Raw genomic sequence first — 692 nt, 5'->3', positions numbered from 1 at the left:
CCGGCGCGACAACCATAGCACCAGCGGCACGCCCAGCAGCACGCCCAGCAGCAGCGAGCCCGCCGTGAGGCCGATGTGCTGCACGGTTTGCTCGCCGAGCTTGCCGGCCTGCTCGCGCCAGAATGTAAATAGGGCCGTTAGCGTTTCCATGCGGCTTCCTCTCGTTGCAGAGCTTCGCCAAAGGCCGCCATCAGCTGTGCCACGGTGAAGGGTGAAGTGGGTGTTTCGGCCGTCGTTAAAGCTTCCAGTGCTTCGTGAACGGTACTCGACGCCGCGATGGATGTGGTTGACGTGGCCGTTGGATGGCTCCGAAAAACGTCATCCAGCGTAAGCGTGCGCAGCTGCAGCGCCAGCCGCTCAGCCGCAAAAAAGCGGCGCACAAAGTCATTAGCGGGCTGAAATAGCAACTCGCGGGGTGTGCCCAGCTGTTGCACCCGGCCGCCGTCGAGCAGCAGGATGCGGTCGGCCAGCTCGAAGGCTTCCGTCACGTCGTGCGTCACGAGCACCACGGTCTTTGTTTTCAGTTCTTCCAGCTCCCGAAACTCGCGCCGGACGCTGGCCCGGGTAATGGGGTCGAGCGCGCCGAAGGGCTCATCCAGCAGAATAATGGGCGGGTCGGCGGCCAGGGCCCGGGCTAGGCCCACGCGTTGGCGCTGCCCGCCCGAGAGCTGGGCCGGCAGCTGCCCGGCAAA

At 65.2% G+C, this 692-nt stretch carries 1 protein-coding gene; it reads right to left on the bottom strand.

The window, feature by feature from the left end; all coding sequences use genetic code 11:
* Positions 1–137 precede the first annotated feature (137 nt).
* Positions 138–692 (bottom strand): ATP-binding cassette domain-containing protein (locus tag ACYVDE_RS25185; protein ID WP_460504254.1); only part of this gene is annotated, 555 nt, incomplete at its 5' end.

The sequence above is a fragment of the Hymenobacter agri genome (assembly GCF_054778495.1).
Note: the sequence above shows the minus strand (reverse complement) of the source record. Positions and strands in the feature narration are given on the sequence as shown.